Origin of the sequence: Exobacillus caeni, assembly GCF_005747095.1 — a bacterium.
In the GTDB taxonomy this organism is placed as follows: Bacteria; Bacillota; Bacilli; order Bacillales; family Guptibacillaceae; genus Exobacillus; species Exobacillus caeni.
On record NZ_SWLG01000003.1, the window covers coordinates 123,590 to 142,827 of the forward strand.

The 19,238-nt window shown below is 40.1% G+C and carries 13 protein-coding genes and 1 riboswitch; of the genes, 7 read left to right on the forward strand and 6 right to left on the reverse strand.

From position 1 onward, the window contains the following. Positions 1–121 precede the first annotated feature (121 nt). On the forward strand, positions 122–880 hold the full coding sequence (locus FCL54_RS04765) for an NERD domain-containing protein (protein ID WP_138123751.1): 759 nt from the start codon (positions 122–124) through the stop codon (positions 878–880). A 149-nt stretch (positions 881–1,029) separates the two neighbouring features. Here FCL54_RS04765 and FCL54_RS04770 read toward each other — a convergent pair whose 3' ends face one another. The 3 genes from FCL54_RS04770 to FCL54_RS23820 form a co-directional block, all read right to left on the reverse strand. Beyond that, positions 1,030–2,859 (reverse strand): diguanylate cyclase, encoded by a 1,830-nt coding sequence (locus FCL54_RS04770; RefSeq protein ID WP_138123995.1) that lies wholly within the window; start codon positions 2,857–2,859, stop codon positions 1,030–1,032. A gap of 187 nt (positions 2,860–3,046) precedes the next feature. Beyond that, positions 3,047–3,619, reverse strand: coding sequence for a DUF5317 domain-containing protein (locus tag FCL54_RS04775; RefSeq protein WP_138123753.1), 573 nt, complete (start codon positions 3,617–3,619; stop codon positions 3,047–3,049). 313 nt (positions 3,620–3,932) lie between these two features. Further along, positions 3,933–4,073: a hypothetical protein gene (locus FCL54_RS23820; protein WP_171016682.1), complete on the reverse strand. Its 141-nt coding sequence runs from the start codon at positions 4,071–4,073 to the stop codon at positions 3,933–3,935. Positions 4,074–4,122: 49 nt separating this feature from the next. Continuing rightward, a riboswitch (cyclic di-GMP riboswitch) is annotated at positions 4,123–4,208 on the reverse strand. 269 nt (positions 4,209–4,477) lie between these two features. Here FCL54_RS23820 and FCL54_RS04780 point away from each other — a divergent pair. Beyond that, positions 4,478–4,918, forward strand: a complete 441-nt coding sequence (locus FCL54_RS04780) for a hypothetical protein (RefSeq protein WP_138123755.1) — start codon at positions 4,478–4,480, stop codon at positions 4,916–4,918. A 253-nt stretch (positions 4,919–5,171) separates the two neighbouring features. Then, a complete protein-coding gene (locus FCL54_RS04785; protein WP_138123757.1) occupies positions 5,172–6,527 on the forward strand; it encodes a cell wall-binding repeat-containing protein in 1,356 nt (451 codons plus the stop codon). 282 nt (positions 6,528–6,809) lie between these two features. Here FCL54_RS04785 and FCL54_RS04790 read toward each other — a convergent pair whose 3' ends face one another. Beyond that, positions 6,810–7,379, reverse strand: a complete 570-nt coding sequence (locus FCL54_RS04790; RefSeq protein WP_138123759.1) for a hypothetical protein — start codon at positions 7,377–7,379, stop codon at positions 6,810–6,812. 456 nt (positions 7,380–7,835) lie between these two features. On the opposite strand from FCL54_RS04790, the gene FCL54_RS04795 reads away from it, so the two are divergent. Continuing rightward, positions 7,836–9,200, forward strand: coding sequence for a M14 family zinc carboxypeptidase (locus tag FCL54_RS04795; protein WP_138123762.1), 1,365 nt, complete (start codon positions 7,836–7,838; stop codon positions 9,198–9,200). A 777-nt stretch (positions 9,201–9,977) separates the two neighbouring features. On the opposite strand, the gene FCL54_RS04800 is transcribed toward FCL54_RS04795, so the two are convergent. Together FCL54_RS04800 and glcD are read right to left on the reverse strand one after the other, a co-directional pair. Then, positions 9,978–11,357: a (Fe-S)-binding protein gene (locus tag FCL54_RS04800; RefSeq protein WP_138123764.1), complete on the reverse strand. Its 1,380-nt coding sequence runs from the start codon at positions 11,355–11,357 to the stop codon at positions 9,978–9,980. Beyond that, positions 11,357–12,763, reverse strand: coding sequence for a glycolate oxidase subunit GlcD (glcD, locus tag FCL54_RS04805; RefSeq protein WP_138123766.1), 1,407 nt, complete (start codon positions 12,761–12,763; stop codon positions 11,357–11,359). Before glcD ends, FCL54_RS04800 begins: the two co-directional genes overlap by 1 nt. 301 nt (positions 12,764–13,064) lie before the next feature. Between glcD and nagE the strand changes: the two genes are divergently transcribed. The 3 genes from nagE (at position 13,065) to FCL54_RS04820 (ending at position 19,225) form a co-directional block, all read left to right on the forward strand. Next, on the forward strand, positions 13,065–14,984 hold the full coding sequence (gene nagE / locus FCL54_RS04810) for an N-acetylglucosamine-specific PTS transporter subunit IIBC (RefSeq protein WP_138123768.1): 1,920 nt from the start codon (positions 13,065–13,067) through the stop codon (positions 14,982–14,984). Between the two features lie 319 nt (positions 14,985–15,303). Further along, a complete protein-coding gene (locus FCL54_RS04815; RefSeq protein WP_138123770.1) occupies positions 15,304–17,010 on the forward strand; it encodes a serine hydrolase domain-containing protein in 1,707 nt (568 codons plus the stop codon). A gap of 94 nt (positions 17,011–17,104) precedes the next feature. Further along, positions 17,105–19,225 carry a glycoside hydrolase family 3 protein gene (locus FCL54_RS04820; RefSeq protein WP_138123772.1) on the forward strand — a complete coding sequence of 707 codons (2,121 nt, stop codon included), beginning with the start codon at positions 17,105–17,107 and terminating at the stop codon, positions 19,223–19,225. The last annotated feature ends 13 nt before the right edge of the window (positions 19,226–19,238 follow it).

Below are 19,238 nucleotides of genomic sequence, written 5' to 3' on the forward strand. Positions count from 1 at the left end.
AATATAATAGGGGAAATTAGTCATAAATTGATTTTATGCAAATGATGGTTTTATAAAAGTCTCAACTATATGGACTTTCCCTAATTTTAAAACTAATTATATTAAGGAAGGAAAATTGAACATGGCATTATTTCTAATCTTTGTATTAATTATTACCCTGGCTTTTCTGCAAAATCCATCGGTCAAAGGCTACATTGGTGAGAAAGCTGTTACTGTGTTGCTTAATCAATTGGGAAAAGAATATATATCCTTGCATGACGTTATGCTGCCGACAAATGAAGTAGGGAAGACTGTCCAAATTGATCATGTAGTGATTTCCAAATATGGAATTTTTGTAATCGAAACAAAAAACTTTAAAGGCTGGATATTTGGAGACGAAACCAGTAAATACTGGACACAAGTAATTTATAAAAAGAAAGAAAAGTTTTATAGTCCTATTAAGCAAAATAATGCCCATATTTCAGCTTTAAAACAGTTTATGGGAAAAGAGATATCCCCTGCGGTGTATACATCGATTGTTTGTTTTACTTCTAAGTCAACAATTAAAAAAATGAATACTGCTACTCCTGTTATTCAAACTCCAAAATTAATAAAAACAATAAAAAGCTTTACTCGTTTTCGGTTATCCGAAACAGAAGTAAGTGAGTTATATCAGAAGCTAACTAAGCATCAACAAAGAGTTAAAAAAGAATTTAAGCCTTTAAAAGAGAAGCATATTCGTGTTATTAAGCAGAATATGAATACAAAGGAACAACAAATAAATGAGCAAACCTGCCCAAAATGCCAGGGGGATCTGATAGAAAGAAAAGGGAAGCACGGCTGCTTTGTTGGTTGTAGTAACTATCCTAAATGTAGATTCACTTTAAGAAAGTCTGGATAAAATGTGAATGGCAATAGGAGTTCATTTTTAAAGGGCGCACTATAGGGATAATGTACGTACTGAGTAAGAATTTAAAGAACTTCATAGAAACCAAGTGTAAAATTAAATACATAAATGGAAAAGGCTGCTTTCCTGTTGCAAAGCAGCCTTTAATTAGCAGTGATTAGTACGTTATCCACATTTTTTGTGGGGTCAGACCCCACCATTTCTGTGAACAATTCTACTAGTATTGGATCGAATTGGGTGCCGGCACAGGCTTTTAGTTCCTCCAGAGCTTCTTTAAAGGTTTTGGTTTTTTGGTATGGCCGTTCTGTTGTCATTGCGTCAAAGGAATCGATGACTGTCAAAATCCTAACTAACTTTGGAATGGCATTGCCTTTTAAACCATAAGGATAGCCTTTGCCGTCAAAGCGTTCATGATGCAGTTCTACTAACGGAAGCAAATCATGTAGCTCTCTGTTAGTCGAGACGATATCTTTTCCGAAAGTAACATGTTTTTGAACCATTTCCCACTCATGATCATCAAGTTTTCCTTTTTTATTAAGGATATCTCTAGGAATTTCTAATTTCCCTATGTCATGTATTAAAGCCCCCATAATCAAAGTTTTCTTTTCTGCTTCACTTAAAAGGAGCTTATTACTAAACTCAATTGCATATTCGTACACCCGTCTACTGTGACGATATGTGTAAACGTCTTTATATAAAAAGATTCTTAACTGTTGCTCAATCAGTTCCATTTCATGATCAATGTTCAACAAATCTTCGTGGGTAACGTTTTCATCAAAAAGGCAAACGTTATTCTTGCCCTTATTCTTGGCATAATACATCGCCTTGTCAGCTTTTTCCAGTAAATCTGCTGAATCATAAATTTCACGGTCAAATTCTATAACTCCGGCAGAAAATGATAAACAGCCATGAGGAAAAATTTCCACACCGTTATAATGGGTATCATTAACCTGTTTACGAAGATGGTTAAAGAATTTAAAAGCTTCCTGTTCATTCGTTCCAGGAAATAGAACAATAAATTCTTCACCACCATACCTCGCTGTAATATAATCTTTTTTTACACTTTCTTTTAACTGTGTACCGAACCTTTTTAAAAGTTCATCTCCTTGCAGATGTCCATAAAAGTCATTGTATTTTTTAAAGTCATCAAGATCCAGTATCCCTATAGATAAAGGGGAACCGGTAGTTCTAGCTGCTTGTATTTCTTTCTCTAACAATTCTTTAAAATAGCCGTGATTATTCAGACCTGTAAGATGATCGAGATTAGCTTTCTCAGAAACCTCCTGGTAGAGCTCGAAATATTGTTTAAATGCTAAGGATAGCAAGAGAGCAACCGCCGTAAAGAGCACTATGCCAAGGATTGGTTGTCGCAACATTAATATAGCCAGGATTATCGAAAGAACCAGTGTGATTAAATAACTGGACATTGTTTCTTTAAAAATTCCTTTAAAAATTTCGTAAAGACTATCAGAAGCGGAGATTAAAAAGAATATACCTATTAATAAAACGTTCAGAAGGAAATAAGCACCCATGGAAATGAAATATAGATGAAGATTCATTACTTCGATAGTTCCTACTTTTCCCCCGGTTAGTTGATAAGTAAAGTATGTACCTAAAATCATTATTGTATATATAGAAAAGTTGAATACATGTTTCCACCAAACAATTTTCCGCTGGTACAATCCATGTATCAGCGAAGCAATTAGATGAACAGTCAAAGTTGTGGTTAATCCCAGTATAAATAAGCTAGCTAAATAAATGGAGGAATCCATAGATAGAGAGTTTCCGCTAGGCGGCAACAAAATAGTAAAATGGATTAACAATGAAGTGGCGATTATCAATGAAATAACTATAAGCCAATCACCAGGTGAAAACACTACTGCTTTATAAAATGATATAAAAAGTAAAATTCCAGTTAAAGAAATTAACCCAAGGTATAAGTTTATAGGTTTATTCACTAGATTGCTTTGCATATTCATCAACTCTCATTTAATAAATTAGGAGAAGCAACTTTGCTTCTCCTTCCTACAATTAAACCAATCTAAATCCAGATGTTAATGCTATTACTGCAGTAGCAATGATTGCAAGGTTTACTAAAGCGCCAGTTAATTTGATTCCATGCTTTTTCTCTTCTTTCATTTTTTCACCTCCCCCATTAATTTAAGCTGTCTTTAATTGGTTAGTCTGTTTTTTCTTAGGCACCATTACTTGTTGGATAAATATAAAAACTCCAATATTCATAAAAATGTCACCTATACTGATAACCTGGTCTTTTGGATAGGGGTCTGTAATTGGTATTACATCTCCTAAAAAACCAAAGTAGGTTGTGTTTGTCAGAACAGTGTGCTTACCATAAAGGCTGGTTTTAATTGCTTCTGCATAGGAAGGATCTAAAACATTCGCAGCTTCAAGGGAAACTGGCATTCTACCGCCATTTGCAGCCATAACAATAAAGTTTAAAAGTACTCCAATAAATAATAGCCAGATACCAGGACTTACTTTTCTATTTACCCATAAAAAAAACAAACCGACGATGTATATACCTATAAAAATGATACCGCTACTGTTGCCAAGCCAGTTGAATTTTGTCTGGAAGTAAAAAATGAAAATCTCCAGTAAAAGTAAAATAGGGAAAACCACTCCCCATTTAAATTGAAGAGCAGCAAATCCTTTTAAACTCCCTTTTCTCAAGAAACCGATTACAACAGAGAGTAAAATACCATCAAAAACCATCTTTTTCTCCCTTTTCCTTTATAGGAATAATTTACTGAAACTATATTATCAAAGTGTTATAAAAGTTTAAAGGGTTAATTTAAATATTTTGACTAATTTTGGAGATATTTAGTAAAAAGTCATGATTTAAGTCTTATTTTAACGACACGACTTATAACCCCTGGATATCCTATTAGAATTAAAAATAAAAATTAGCATTCCGAACCTATTGGTTTGGATGCCAATTTTTATGAGTATAGCTAAAATTAGATTCCTGGGTACTAGTTTGTAATTCTTTTGAAGAGGATGTCCCCAGCTCTCATAGTTATGTTATTTATTGCATTGCCATGTTAGAGAGAATGGAAGTTGCTGCTCCGATTGCTGCTGCAATTAATGGAATGGACAGATAAAAGAGTTTTTTCTTTATTTCTTTTCTCCTTTTTATCTCTTCTGGTGTTAGCCATTTTTCTTTCATAAAACTTAATACCTCCTTTATATTTCTTGCGAATCGCCGGAGGTCCCACATTGGCAGCTGGCTGGCACTTTGATTTTTCAAAAAGCCCCTCTAGCTTTGCGTCGCCGCTTTTCAACGGTTTTGCCCTTCTCATGCGATTTAGTTATAGTATCGACAACTTCAAAGAATTGTTTAATACATTTGTCGAAATTTGTTAATACAGTTTCAATTAATAATCTTACCTTAAAGAAGCGTTTGTTTACAGCAGGTAATATGCTCTAAATTTTTTTAATAAATACCAATCAAGATATTAAGGGAGTTGTCCACAGAATTTTTGGGGTCAGGCACTATAAATCTAGTTGCTAATTTTACTGCACATCAATACAATAGAGTTAATAATTGGGTTTTTTGTTAGGAGATTATATATGGGTGAATTTATAAAATTAATAACAGCGGTCGTGAACGATGTGCATGATGTTTTAATAGAAGTTTTCGAAACATTAGGCTATAGTCTCAATGATAAAGAGCTTCATTTTTGGATCATTGGGATCATAGGAATTGTTGGTTTCTTCTTTGTACAATTATTGTTTAGGATACTTTCAAAGTGGAGCATTACAGCTATTTCATTCATTTATACGTTTACGGTTTTGCTTGTAATAGTGTTTGCCATAGAGATTCAACAAAAGATTACTGGAAGAGGGAATATGGAGTTCGATGATGCTATTATTGGGTTGAAAGGCTTCCTGGCGTTTTTCTCTATCTTTCTTTTGATAAAGTTTACAGCGATTCTAATAATAAAACTTTATAGGAAAATGTTTAAAGAAGATGAAAAAGATGATGAAGTAGAATATAAAAGCACCAGTTAAGGGTGCTTTTTTCAATTGGCGGCAATAATAGATATGGTTTTTTCTTGAACAATATGTAGAAAGTCTTTTACAACCTTCGAAGGCAAAGGCCTTTTGAAGGCTTTTTTATATAAAAATCCTAAAAACCTGAAAAAGATGTCAGAAAATATCCTAATTTGTAATTCCATTGTAATATAATTGTTACATTTATGGTGTAATATAGCAATCAGAGTAGAAAATAGGTTTAAAAGTTATTTTTAGGGGGAAATACATAATGTTTAAGAAAGTAGGATTAACGTGTGCGCTGCTTTTAACATCAGCGGGAATTATTGGACATACAGATACTGCTTCTGCAGCTGACATACAAACAGATCGGATATCCGGAAAAGACCGCTTTGAAGTAGCAACTAATATCTCAAACAGTGGATGGTCTACTAGTTCTAAAACTGTTATACTTGCAAACTACAATACATTTGCTGATGCACTTGCAGCTGCACCTTTGGCTTATAAATACGATGCGCCAATTTTATTAACCGCACCAAATAAGTTAACAGGACAAACGAAAGATGAAATTAAACGTCTATCACCTGACCAAGTGATTATTATAGGTGGACCTGGAAGTGTATCAGACCAAGTAATCTCCGAGGTAAAACAAGTAAGTGCAAATATAGCTGTAGATCGTATCGGAGGAAAGGATCGCTTTGAAGTAGCTCATAACATTGCTGATAAGTTAGGCTCATCTTCAAAAGCGGTAGTAGTTAACGGCTTGAAATTTCCTGATGCACTGGCAATTGCCCCATATGCTGCTAAAAACGGAATGCCAATTCTATTAACTACTGATAATAGAATTCCTGCTGAAACGAAGGAAGCATTACAGGGAGCTTCGGAAACTCTTATTGTTGGTGGAGAAGGAAGTGTTAGCAAGTCTGTTGAGGACCAGCTTGCATCTCCGAATCGTATCGCCGGGAAAGATCGATATGAAGTAGCAGCAAATGTTATAAGAGTTTTGAATATGCCTGCTGAAAAAGCTTATCTTTCAAATGGGCTCACCTTTGCAGATGCTTTAACTGGTTCAGTTCTAGCGGCGAAAAATAATTCCCCTTTACTATTAACTCGCCCAGACACATTGCCGGCATCTACTGAAAAGGTTGTTAATGAAAAAGGAATAAATGATGTGACTATATTGGGTGGCACTGGATCTGTTAGAGAAGATATCTTCACTCCATTACCAGCCCCAGAACCAGAACCAAAAGTAGCCGATTCAACAGTTAAAGCTGATGCAATTGTGGCAACTGCTAAAAAGTACATGGGAACCCCTTATGTCTGGGGAGGAACAACACCTTCAGGATTTGACTGCAGTGGATTTATCCAGTATGTATATGCTAAACATGGTATTGGACTGCCAAGGACGACAACTAGTATGTGGAGTTCCGGAAGCACGGTTTCAAATCCTAAAGTAGGAGACCTGGTATTCTTTAACACGAGCGGGAGCGGTGTTTCCCATGCAGGAATCTATTTGGGTAACGGCCAAATGATCCATGCAAGTACCTCAAAAGGGGTAACTGTTTCTGACGTTGATAGCCCTTATTATTGGGGACCGCGTTACCTTGGAGCGAAGAAAGTATTTTAATCTAATTAATACAATGAAAGAGCATCTGAACAGATGCTCTTTTTTAGATGCAAGTTGCCTATCATCTATGCATTCAACAAACTTAGTGGAATCTTAACCTCTATTTTAGGATATTTAATTTTCTCCGAGTCATTTTTTCTATGCGATTATATATTTTTTGTTATTTCGTTTTGCCCTAAAGAAAACCCTGAAAGATGTATTACAGCGAAGTTTACCAATATTAACAATTCTATAGAGTAATAGAATGAAAGAAGGCTAACAACAAGTAGCCTTCTTTCATTGTTAATCAATTGTTTTATTCATTTTAGCAGTCTTCCTTATAGTTCTGATAGCCAAAATTGTAAGCCAGGTGATTCCAATTAAAAGACCATAACCAACTAATACAATAGTAATTGGCAGAAATGCCGGGTAGTTGCCGCTATCAGTTGAAAAGGCAGCAAGCATTAGTGGCATAACAGGAACTAATATAACTCCTGGACCCGTTCCTACAACAAGCAAACCCACAATAATTACGACAGTCCATGCCCAAACTGGCTGTTTCTTTTTGAATGGTTTGTTAAGGTTATCTTGTTCATTGGCTTCACTAGCCTTTGAAATAGTATTCTCCTGAAGGTCTTCGCTTTTTTTTACTAAAATCTTCACTGCCTTGATAACGTAATAAATGAAAACAGCTAATATTCCATAACCTGTCACGAAGAAAAAAATGTTGAAAAATCCTGGATTGAAAGGACGCTCCCCTAAACCTAATATTAGAAGAGGATAGAAGAATATCATCGGCCCACGGCCCACCAGTAAAAATAAAATCGCAAAACCCACAACCACCCATGCCCATATTGGTCTATTTTTCCACATACACTTCACTCCACCCATACTAATTACCTATATATAGTTGAATCTTATCACTAGAAACAAAGAATACACAGCGAAATTATATGACAAAAATCGACCATGACACTATTTTTAGAACTATAAAAAAGCTGAACAATGCAAACTGACTGGTTCTTTATACTTATAAATTTAGCAGATTGATACATAAGGCCTGTTCCATTTATATCCAAAAGTGGTCCGGTTGGTCGATTGATTAAAACATAAATCTTTAATAGAGTTTTTATTATGAATATTCAATAAATTTATTATGTACTTTTTAAGAGTTTTCCACATTAAGTAAGGGGTCTGACCCCCTCATATTTGTGGACAACACATTATTGAGAAATGGCAATTGGGTTTGCTGTTTTATTTTTTTCTTTTATTTAGCAACCCGTAATTTTTATACGGGAAATAAAATATAACAGGAGGTTATTAATTTTTATGAAAAAGCTTTTGAGGTATGTTGGACCGACCACTTTAGCTATGTCGCTTGCTTTTACTTCGACCGCGATGGCTAATCCACAGTCAAAACCAAACGGGCCGTGGGTAGAGGATGAACAAAATCTATCTTTCTCAAGCTTTATGACTAACGAAGAACTTTATAGTGCATTAGAAAAGATCGAAAGAAGTTCCCACGGGAAAATGGAACTTGAAATAGCCGGATACTCGAATGTCTTTGAACCAGATAACTACTGGACTGAAGAAGAAAAAGGTGATCCGATTTATTTGGCAAAATTCGGGGATAATGACCCTGATAAAAAGAAGATTCTAATAACAACCCAAATACATGGTAACGAACTGGTCTCAACAGAGGGAGCCATAGATTTAATGCAAAAATTAGCAGCTGGAGGAAAAGAAGTAGATGAAATCTTAGAAAAAGTCTCTATCTGGTTCTTGCCAAGAATTAATCCAGAAGGTGCGATGAATCAGTATGATGGTGAATGGTACCCTGCTAGATATACACATCAAACCTGGGCTCCTGAGGCGCTTGGCTTACCAGCGGAAACGTTAGCTCCATGGTATTATAATTCTGATGGAAGTGAAAGAGCGCAAAATAATGATGGCCGTGTTGTTTACGGAGTTCCCGGATATGATGAAAACCGTGATTACAACCCTAACCTGGACTTCAGGGTCAGCGATTATTCTGCCAGTGAAATTGCTGATGCATTAAATGATCAAGATGTATGGAAACAGGATGAAAACGGAAACTGGTATGAAGCACATAACGGGAAAAACAGCAGTGATTATGGCGGCTTTTACGTTACTGCAGAATCAAGAATTGTAACCGAGGTGTTTAAACAGTTTGAACCTGATGTTTATATCGATGTTCACCATCGCGGGTTTAACAAGTTATCGGAAGAAGATAATCGTCAGGTCTCCATTCAGGTGGCAGCTGACGTAGCAGGAGATTATACGGATCCATTCTCTGGAAAAAAATATTCAGTTGATAAAGACGTGTTAAAGCTAGGAAAACAAGTCAACGCTGTTGCCCATGAATCACTGCAACGTGGCTTTTCATCTTTCGGTGCCATCCAGAAGTATCCAAAAGTAGATTTGCCGGGTACAGCACTCGGCGCGTTCGCGTTAAACGATGCTTCGATCATGCTGATTGAAATCAAAGGGCAAAGCCAGACGCTTGGCCAGAAGCAGATCGGTATGCTCAAATCTACAGTTTCAGTGCCGATTTATGAAGTGGCAAAGAAATTGGCAGATGGTTCGATCCATAATGTCGATCCGGCTATTTATGACAATATTCCCGAAGCTGCGTTTAGAATCTCTGATCCAACGACTAGAGGGGATTTTTAAAAAATATAGTGAAAAGAGCTATTTCTTTTAAGGGATAGCTCTTTTTGATTATGAAGTAATCTCTTATACATTTGAATTAAGTTGTTTTTAAAAATATTTTTATTAATACTAGTTCTTTTGTTATAATGAAATTAACTGTTCAATATAAAGAACAGTAATACCTCTACTTTCATTTTCTTTTTAAAGGGTACAAGGGGGCATTTTATGAAGATTGGTGATAGGGTGTGCTATAGGGGGGAATTCACACCGTTATATGGATATATGATAATGGCTATTGCGAGCTACAAAAGGGAGAAGGAGTCTATGACATGCCCTTTTTAGTAGAATCTAAAAAATGTAAGATTGTTTAGTTTTCTAATATATACATATGAATAAAGTACCCTGGTTGCATTCAGTACATTGCCTTCTTGCTGAAAGTGAGATAGGGAACCAATAGGAATCTTAAGGAGATGCTTTTATTTTTGTTAAAAATGCCGGGAAAAGGGAATAAGGTCACAAGGAACTCATAAATAAACCGGTGGTGTATAAATGGGATACCTCTTACTCTTCAGCCTTTCACTAGTTTTAATACTTGTCCTGGCAAAAGCAACAGTAAGTGATAGATTTCCTCCTGCGTTGAGGAAAATAGCAATCGGGATATTAGTCTTTTTGGCAATCATCTTCCTGGTGTTATTTTTTGCAGGGATCTAACAGTTTGGGTTAAGTTTTATCCACAAAGATGGAGGGGTCAGACCCCTCCATCTTTGTGGATATTTTATTTAATCTACAAGTTTGCATCTAACTGTCTGTTACAGCAACTTCTCGTATGTTATCTTCTCCGCTCGCGGCACCTTCATAAGCCTCAAGCAGCAAGTCGACGATATGAACAGCTTTAGCATTGCTTTCCATTTTCTCACGCTTAATGCCCAGCTTCATTTGCAACAGGCATCCGGGGTTCGCTGTTACGATCGTTTGCGCCTGTGTTGCTTTTGCTTTTTCCATTTTGCTATCGAGAATTTGCATCGACATGTCTTGCTGCACGATGTTATAGACACCTGCGGAACCACAGCATTGATCCGGGTCTTTCATCTCTTTAAACGTCACGCCTTCGATGCTTTTCAATAGTTTTCTTGGTGCTGAAGAGGTTCGCATCACATTTCTGAGGTGACAGGAATCTTGATAGGTCACAACCTGTGGCTGGACCGCCAACGGTTTTTCATGGAAATCCAGCTCGACAAGCACTTCAGATATATCTTTGGTTTTTAAAACAAATGCTTTTGCTCGTTCATACCATTCTGGGTCATCCTTCAACAGGTGATCGTAATCTATTAAAAACGCCCCACAACCGCCGGCATTAGAAATAATATAATCAACATCAAGCTCTTCGAAAGCACGAATGTTCTGCTTTGCCAGCTCTTTCGCGCCATTCTTCTCACCGCTATGGGCATGCAGGGCACCGCAGCATCCCTGTGCAGGTGGGATAAACACTTCACACCCAGCAAGCTGCAGCAACTTAACTGTCGCATCGTTCGTCGGCATAAACATCGTATCCATCAAGCAGCCAGCAAAAAATGCCACACGCTTCTTTGGGGCTTCAACATTAAACGGATCTAAATGCTCAGGCCTATTTTTCATTTCCTTAGGTGCCGGAATCTCTGGTAGGATGCTTTCCATGTTTGCAAGATTACCGGGTAGAACATTTAGCACCTTACTTTTTTGCACGACTTTTTGGACCCCGCTTTTCTGATAAAGCCACAGCAGGTTATTTAACCTGCGAATCCGATCCTTCTTCGGGAAAAATTCTTCAAACACAAGATGTCGCATCACTTTAACCGGCCATTTATGTTTTTTCTTCTGCTCCAACACATCCCGCGCTTCTTCTAATAAATGCCCATACTTAACACCTGAAGGGCAAACAGGTTCACAGGCACGGCATCCGAGACATAGGTTAAGCTGCTCTTCAAAGTCTTCATCCGGTTCGATGACCCCGTCTACAACACCCTTCATCAACGCGATCCTGCCCCTGGGTGAAGCTGCTTCGTTCTTGTTTGTCTGTGTATAGGTAGGGCAGGAGGGGAGGCAGAATCCGCAACGCATACAGTTCATCAATTCATCATAATCGAGCCGTTCTTTTAACTCCTGTTGCACTTCTGAAGCGTAGTTTTCAATGTTTCTCATTAGACTAACACCCTTTTTCTGCTGTCTTTCGCAAACATTTTGCCGGGATTCATAATATTGTTCGGATCGAATGCCTGCTTGATCGCTTTCATCGCTTCGACGCCTTCTTTTCCAAGCTTCCATTCCAGGTAAGGGGACTTCATTTCTCCCACGCCATGTTCGCCTGTTATCGTTCCGCCAAGGGCGATCGCTTTATCAAAAATTTCTGCAAAGGCATGTTCGACCCGTTCCATTTCTTCTTCATTTCTAGCATCTGTCAGGCAGGTAGGGTGAAGGTTGCCATCGCCGGCATGCCCAAACGTACAAATGTTAAGATCATATTTTGCAGCGATTTCGTTGATCGCTCTCACCATTTCGCTAATTTTCGAACGGGGCACAGTCGCATCTTCTAAGATGGTTGTCGGTTTCATGCGTGCGAGTGCTGACAGGGCAGAGCGCCTTGCTGTCCTCAACGCATCTGCTTCTTCTTCAGTAGCAGCCATCTCAACTGACAATGCCTGTTCTTCTCGACATACCATGGCTATTTTTTCCATGTCGCGCGAGACGATTTCTGGTGGCCCATCCTGTTCTATTAAAAGGACAGCATTAGCATGTGTAGGGAGTCCGATTTTTGCAAAATCCTCGACAACCTCAAGAGTAGGTTTGTCTAAGAACTCAAGGGTTGTTGGGATGATCCGGTTGGAGATGATTTTCGATACAGAACGTGCCGCCGCATCGATATCTTCATATAATACAAGCATCGTACTTTTCGTTTCCGGCATCGGAACCAGCTTTAATAACACTTCCGTAACCACGCCGAGGGTACCTTCAGAACCGACAAAAAGCCGGGTTAAGTCATAGCCTGCCACATCCTTAGCAAGCTTACCGCCTGTCCGGATGATATTCCCGTTTGGCAACACTGCTTCTAACCCCAACACATAATCACGTGTCACCCCGTATTTAAGCCCACGCAACCCGCCGGAATTTTCATTGATGTTACCGCCGATCGTTGAGATCTTCATGGAGCTTGGATCTGGCGGATAAAAAAGTCCCCGTTCTTCTACAGCATTGATCAAGTCGAGAGTAATGACGCCGGGCTGAACGGTAGCGGTGAGGTTTTCTTCATCTATTTCAAGAATCTTATCCATATGGGTAAAAAGCAAAACGATGCCACCCTGGGTCGGACACGTTCCGGCGCAAAGATTTGTCCCGGAACCACGAGGAACAATTGGGATTTGTTGTTCATTGCATAGTTGGAGGATCTTTTGGATCTCTTCCTTGTTTCTCGGAGATATAACAGCGTCCGGCAGCGATTGGAACGTAGGGGTAGCATCATAAGAGTAGACTAACCTCATCTCATTGGAATCTTTATAATTTTCCTGGCCGACTATTTGGACCAGCAGTTTTTTTACTTCAGATGTTAACATCGAACTCCCCCTTAGATTAGTAAACCAACGATAGTTTCCAGATATTTTCATAGGCAGTATTTCATAGATTTCGCTTTACAGCATGGTGAACTATGTCTAAAATCATAAGTAAGAGGTTGGTATAGACAACCATAACTCTGGATTCATTTTAACATTGGTACGATAGAACTTTTGTATTATTGTTTCGTGATTTAGTCAATACTACTGAAGGATTGTGACAATTGTTATATAAATTCTATCATAACTATGTTAAGATGTTTTCAGAAAATTTAAAAATACATAAGAAAAGGGGATGAAAAAGATGTTAGGATTTTTACAACGTATTGGTAAAGCGTTAATGCTTCCAATCGCCGTCATGCCTGCAGCAGCTTTATTGCTCCGTTTAGGACAACCGGACTTATTGGATATTCCTTTTGTTGCCGCTGCTGGTGCTGCGATCTTTGATAACCTTGCGATCCTGTTTGCTATCGGGGTAGCGATCGGATTGTCAAAAGACGGCAATGGTGCAGCCGGTCTAGCCGGTGCCGTTGGTTTCTTTGTTTTAACACAGGGAACACAGGCGATTAACGAAAACATCAACATGGCGATTCTTGGCGGTATTTTGTCTGGTATTGTTGCCGGGCTTCTTTACAACCGTTACAGTGACATTGAATTGCCGGATTGGTTAGGATTCTTTGGGGGAAGGCGTTTTGTCCCGATTGTAACCGCTGCCACGATGGTAATATTAGCAGGTCTCTTCGGGTTTATTTGGCCGCCGATTCAGGAGTTCATCAACTCTATCGGTGAATGGATCATCGGAGCGGGTGCTGCAGGAGTAGGATTGTACGGTTTCTTAAACCGTCTCTTGATCCCGGTTGGATTGCACCATGTACTGAACAGTTTGGTATGGTTCGTATTCGGTGAATTTGAAGGGGCGACTGGAGACTTGAACCGTTTCTTCGCAGGAGACCCTAATGCGGGAATCTTCATGGCAGGTTTCTTCCCGATCATGATGTTCGGTCTTCCGGCAGCATGTTTTGCGATGATTGCCACTGCGAAAAAAGAAAAGCGTAAAGCCGTAACAGGGATGTTAGTCGGTATCGCGTTCACTTCTTTCTTAACTGGTATCACAGAACCGATCGAGTTCTCATTCATGTTCTTATCACCACTTTTATATGTTGTGCATGCGCTTTTAACAGCGAGTGCGATGATCGTGGCTTATGTTCTTGATATCCGGCATGGATTTGGATTCTCAGCCGGGGCGATCGACTTTTTCTTGAACCTCGGGCTAGCAGAAAAACCATGGCTGCTCTTTGGTATAGGAATCGTATACGGGGTTATATATTTTGTGATTTTCTACTTCTTGATTAAAGCGCTTAATCTTAAGACTCCTGGTCGTGAAGATGACGATGAAGAGGTATCTGAGGAGGCGCTTCAGGATTATGATGCACTTGACAGAGACAAGCCTGCCGGCAGCAAGTACGATGAAATGGCGTACTATTATATTGCTGCGCTTGGCGGCCAGGAAAACATTAAAGCGATTGATAACTGTGCGACTCGTCTTCGGATGAAAGTGGATGATATGTCTAAGATAAATGAAACACAGCTTAAAAAGCACGGTGCGAAGGGCGTCATGAAAGTTGACCGCACGAACCTTCAAGTTATTGTTGGAACAAACGTGGAATTCGTCGCAACTGCGATGCAAAGACAGATGGGAAAGAAAGCTCCGACGACAAACCAGCCTGCAGAACCAGTAGAGGAGTCTGATGGAGACAAATCTCCCATAGGAGACAGTGACTTTGTTGCACCGATCGAAGGAAAAATCATTCCGATCACAGAAGTTGATGATCCTACCTTTGCGGAAAAAATGATGGGTGACGGATTCGCGATCGAACCAACTGGCAGAACAGTATTTTCTCCTGTTGATGGAGAGGTATTGAATGTGTTCCCGACAAAGCATGCGATCGGCATTCTATCCAAACAGGGCTATGAGATCTTGATCCACGTTGGACTTGATACCGTAAACCTTCAGGGCGAAGGATTCCAGACATATGTAAAAGCCGGGGACGAAGTGAAGCAGGGCCAGAAGCTTCTCGAAATTGATCTTGAAACGATTGGGAACAAAGCAAAATCAACTGTCACACCGATTGTCTTTACTAACCTGGATGAAAAAGAAAAAGTTCAAATTAAGCAAACCGGGGACGTAAAGCAGGGGGCAAAAGGCATTATAAATATTAAGTAGGATGAAAAAGGGAGGCTTATGGCCTTCCTTTCTTTATGTCGTTTTTTAGGTGGATGAAACATTATTTACAAACTAAAAAGTAATAAATGTCACAATATTACAAAAATGAATAGAATGTCCCAGGCCGAACGTCTTGAAAAAAGGCCTGTTTTTTATGGGCTGGGTCTTAAGCGGTATAGACAACTATAAGCAGGCTTCGATACGCTACAAGTAGATATTGTAAGCCCTTCCATTTTTATCTTGGAAGAGACAAAGCATAACAAACTTCATTTTTATTACGCCAAAAAAATTGAGTGAAAAGCTCAAACAAGGAGGAAGTATGAAGAAAAAATTTCTGTCTGTTGCATTAGCTGCGTTTCTTAGTGCCTCGACCGTTTTACCTGCAGGAACCATGATTCATGCCGAAGGACCTGACAGTGTTAAGCCGACTATCGAGAAAGGCGATGCAAAAGTTTCTCACCAGAGGCCACATCCTGTGTTTACCTGGGATCAGCCGGGACCAACGTCTCCAGTTTTGCACAACGGATCAGCAAGGGGAGCCGGAATGGTTCAGCAGCCTCTGAATGAAATCGATGGGTTGATGAACCAGATGATTGAAGACCAGGTTATGCCAGGTGCCGTCGCTTTTGTTGCAAGGCGTGGGCATATTGTAAAACATGAAGCTTATGGTTATGCGGCCCGTTACACCGACGATAATTTCACTGAAATGAATGAACCTGTGAAAATGCAAAAAGATACGATTTTTGATCTTGCTTCGATCAGTAAAATTTTCACTACGACTGCTGCGATGAAGCTATATGAACAGGGTGAGTTTGAACTTGATGATCCGGTAGCAAAATACATTCCGGAATTTGCAGCCAACGGAAAAGAGAATGTGACGATCAGGCAATTGATGACGCACACTTCCGGTTTTACGGCATGGATCCCTCTTTACACACAGGGGGAAACTCGTGAAGACAGGCTTCAAATCGTATTTGAACATCCTTTGAAGAATGAACCGGGCAGCACCTATACATACAGCGATCTAAACATGATCACGCTCGGTGCCCTTGTTGAACGATTGTCGGGCCAGCGTCTGGATGAGTTTGTAAAAGAAAACATTACTGAACCACTCGGAATGGAAGACACGATGTACAATCCTCCTGCTTCATTAAAAGAACGGATTGCGGCAACGGAATATCAGCCGTGGACAGACCGGGGGCTTGTCTGGGGGCAGGTACATGATGAAAATGCCTGGTCATTGGATGGAGTCGCCGGGCATGCAGGCGTATTCTCAACAGCGAGCGACCTGGCGAAGTTCGCCCACATGTATATTAACGACGGACGTTATGGCAGCAAGCAAATTTTACAGCCGGAAACCGTAAAGCTGTTGGTGGAAAACCAGATTCCGCAGTTCCCTGGTGACGATCATGGCCTTGGATGGGAGCTTGCTCAAGGGTGGTTCATGGATGCTCTTTCCGAAGGATCGACACTTGGCCACACAGGGTACACTGGCACGTCGATCGTAGTAAATCGTAATAATGATACGATCACGATCTTGCTTACAAACCGTGTGCATCCTACACGGAACACAGTTTCCACCAACCCGGCCAGAAGAGGGCTTGCTCGCAAGGTAGCAGATGCGATTCCGGTAGCAATTCCTGATAAAGGAGAAGCATGGTTCTCTGGATATGGAGACAACCTGCAGCGGTCATTAACAGCGGAAGTGGATCTTGACAGCCCTGCAACACTCTCATTTGATACATGGTATCGAACAGAAGCTGATTACGACCATGGATTTGTAGAGGTTTCTGCAGATGGAGAGAAATGGACAAAAGCAAAAGTATTCACTGGAAGCAGTGTCGATTGGAAGGATGTAGAAGTGGTTGTCCCGGCTGAAACAAAATTTGTTCGCTTCAGGTACCATACTGACAGCTACACGAACGGCAGGGGCTGGTATGTCGATAACGTGAAAATCACTTCTTCTGATGGAAAAGAGATTGAGCCAGAGCTTGCAGGTAACGGTTGGACATTAAGAGATTATTAAGCTTACAGAGGCGGAGTAGAATCCTTTTATCGACTCTGCCTTTGAATAAAAAATTCAAGATTAGATGACATTACAAAAAATGGAGGGACTTGAAATGAAAAAGCTTCAAAAGACGTTACTTCTTTCGATGCTTGCATTTACGTTAATTCTTGCGCAGATGCTCGCAGGCACTCCAGCAAAACAGGCAAAGGCAGCAGGGAATGAAGAAGTCAGTGATCTTGTCATCCTTCAAAATGTTCCTGAGGTTAACACCAAAGTGAAAGGTGAACAGGTACAGCTTGATGCACTTCACATTTACAATGAAGGACAGTTTTTGCTGACTGAGGAAAATCTCGAATGGAAGTCTTCAAACAAAAATGTTGCCTCTGTCGATGAGGACGGAACAGTAACATTTCTGGGACATCCCGGCAGAACATTCATCACTGTAACCGATGGGGAGTTTAAAGACAAAATGGCTTTTGACTACAAACCGGGATCTAACGAAAAAGGCAAAAAAGGAAAGCCTGAATTCGTAGCTTCGCTCGTCAAAGAAGAAGGTGATCGCTATGACATTATCGAAAACGCGATCTCCCACATGACGATGGAAGAAAAAGTCGGACAGATGCTAATGCCGGACTTCCGTAAATGGAACGGTAAAGATGTAACAAAGATGCTTCCTGAAATTGAACAGCTTGTTAAAGAGTATCATCTTGGCGGGGTTATCCTGTTCCGTGAAAATGTGGTAACGACTGAGCAGACTGCTAAGCTTGTTTCTGACTATCAAGCAGCGGCTGAAAAATATGGATTGTTGCTAACGATCGACCAGGAAGGCGGAATCGTAACACGTCTCCAGTCAGGAACAGACATGCCAGGAAACATGGCGCTCGGTGCGACCCGTTCTGAAGAGATTTCCCAAAACGTTGGGCGAGTAATTGGGGAAGAGCTTTCAGCGCTTGGAATCAACATGAACCTTGCACCAGTACTGGACGTAAACATCAATCCTGATAACCCGGTGATCGGTGTTCGTTCATTTGGAAGTAATCCGGAGCTTGTAGCTGAAATGGGCGTAGCTTATACAAAAGGATTGCAAAGTACTGGTGTAGCGGCGACAGCAAAGCACTTTCCGGGCCACGGTGATACTGCAGTAGACTCCCACCTGGGATTGCCTGAAGTACCACATGACAAAGAACGCTTAAAAGCAGTTGAACTATATCCTTTCCAAAAAGCGATGGAAGCTGGAATCGATGCTGTGATGACAGCGCACGTAACCTTCCCGAAAATCGATGATTCTAAAGCTATTTCGAAAAAAGATGGAACAGAGATTGCAATTCCGGCGACTCTTTCTCACAAAGTATTAACCGGATTGATGCGTGAAGAAATGGGCTTCGACGGCGTTATTATCACAGATGCATTAAACATGAATGCAATTGCTGAACACTTTGGGCCAGTCGATGCGGCGATTCGTGCTGTAAAAGCAGGTACCGATATCGCGTTAATGCCTGTAGGGCTTGAAAAAGTTGCAAACGGCATTTATGACGCAGTCGAAAGTGGAGAAATCACCGACGAGCGCTTGAATGCTTCCGTTGAACGGATTCTAACATTAAAAGTAAAACGTGGAATTATCAAAGCAGAAAATCCTCAGCCGATCGATGAAAAAATCGCGAATGCAGTAAAGGTCGTTGGATCTGAAGAGCATAAGCAAGTCGAGCAAGAAGCAGCGAACAAGTCGATCACGCTATTAAAGAATGAAAGTGCGTTGCCTTTGAATGTTAATGAAGAGGATAGTGTGGTGGTTGTAGGTAACTCTTACATTTCAAGCCTTGGTGATGCTGTAAAAGCACATCATGTCAACACGACTGTCATTGATTCCGATGACTATAACTTAACCGATGACCAGCTCCAACTAATTAAGGATGCGGACAAAGTGATTATAGGAACATACAGTTACAGTGTTTGGACACGCTCTCCTGAACATCCGCAAATGCAGATGGTCAACAAGATCATCGAAGCAACTGATGCGCCAGTAATCGGAGTTGGAATTCGCAACCCTTACGACATCATGGCTTATCCGAATGTTGATGCTTACATTGCGCAATACGGATTTAGAACAGCGAGCTTCGAAGCAACCGCTGCTACGATCTTTGGTGAAAATGCACCGACCGGTAAACTTCCTGTTACTATTCCGAATCTTGATAACGGTGTTCTGTACGATTATGGATTTGGTTTAACTTACTGATATGGTTTTTGCC

Coding starts and splice junctions, on each gene's coding strand:
- FCL54_RS04800 (WP_138123764.1), bottom strand. CDS start 11,357: ATGAGAAACATTGAAAACTACGCTTCAGAAGTGCAACAGGAGTTAAAA.
- FCL54_RS04770 (WP_138123995.1), bottom strand. CDS start 2,859: ATGCAAAGCAATCTAGTGAATAAACCTATAAACTTATACCTTGGGTTA.
- FCL54_RS04765 (WP_138123751.1), top strand. CDS start 122: ATGGCATTATTTCTAATCTTTGTATTAATTATTACCCTGGCTTTTCTG.
- nagE (WP_138123768.1), top strand. CDS start 13,065: ATGTTAGGATTTTTACAACGTATTGGTAAAGCGTTAATGCTTCCAATC.
- glcD (WP_138123766.1), bottom strand. CDS start 12,763: ATGTTAACATCTGAAGTAAAAAAACTGCTGGTCCAAATAGTCGGCCAG.
- FCL54_RS04820 (WP_138123772.1), top strand. CDS start 17,105: ATGAAAAAGCTTCAAAAGACGTTACTTCTTTCGATGCTTGCATTTACG.
- FCL54_RS04785 (WP_138123757.1), top strand. CDS start 5,172: ATGTTTAAGAAAGTAGGATTAACGTGTGCGCTGCTTTTAACATCAGCG.
- FCL54_RS04815 (WP_138123770.1), top strand. CDS start 15,304: ATGAAGAAAAAATTTCTGTCTGTTGCATTAGCTGCGTTTCTTAGTGCC.
- FCL54_RS04780 (WP_138123755.1), top strand. CDS start 4,478: ATGGGTGAATTTATAAAATTAATAACAGCGGTCGTGAACGATGTGCAT.
- FCL54_RS04795 (WP_138123762.1), top strand. CDS start 7,836: ATGAAAAAGCTTTTGAGGTATGTTGGACCGACCACTTTAGCTATGTCG.
- FCL54_RS23820 (WP_171016682.1), bottom strand. CDS start 4,073: ATGAAAGAAAAATGGCTAACACCAGAAGAGATAAAAAGGAGAAAAGAA.
- FCL54_RS04775 (WP_138123753.1), bottom strand. CDS start 3,619: ATGGTTTTTGATGGTATTTTACTCTCTGTTGTAATCGGTTTCTTGAGA.
- FCL54_RS04790 (WP_138123759.1), bottom strand. CDS start 7,379: ATGTGGAAAAATAGACCAATATGGGCATGGGTGGTTGTGGGTTTTGCG.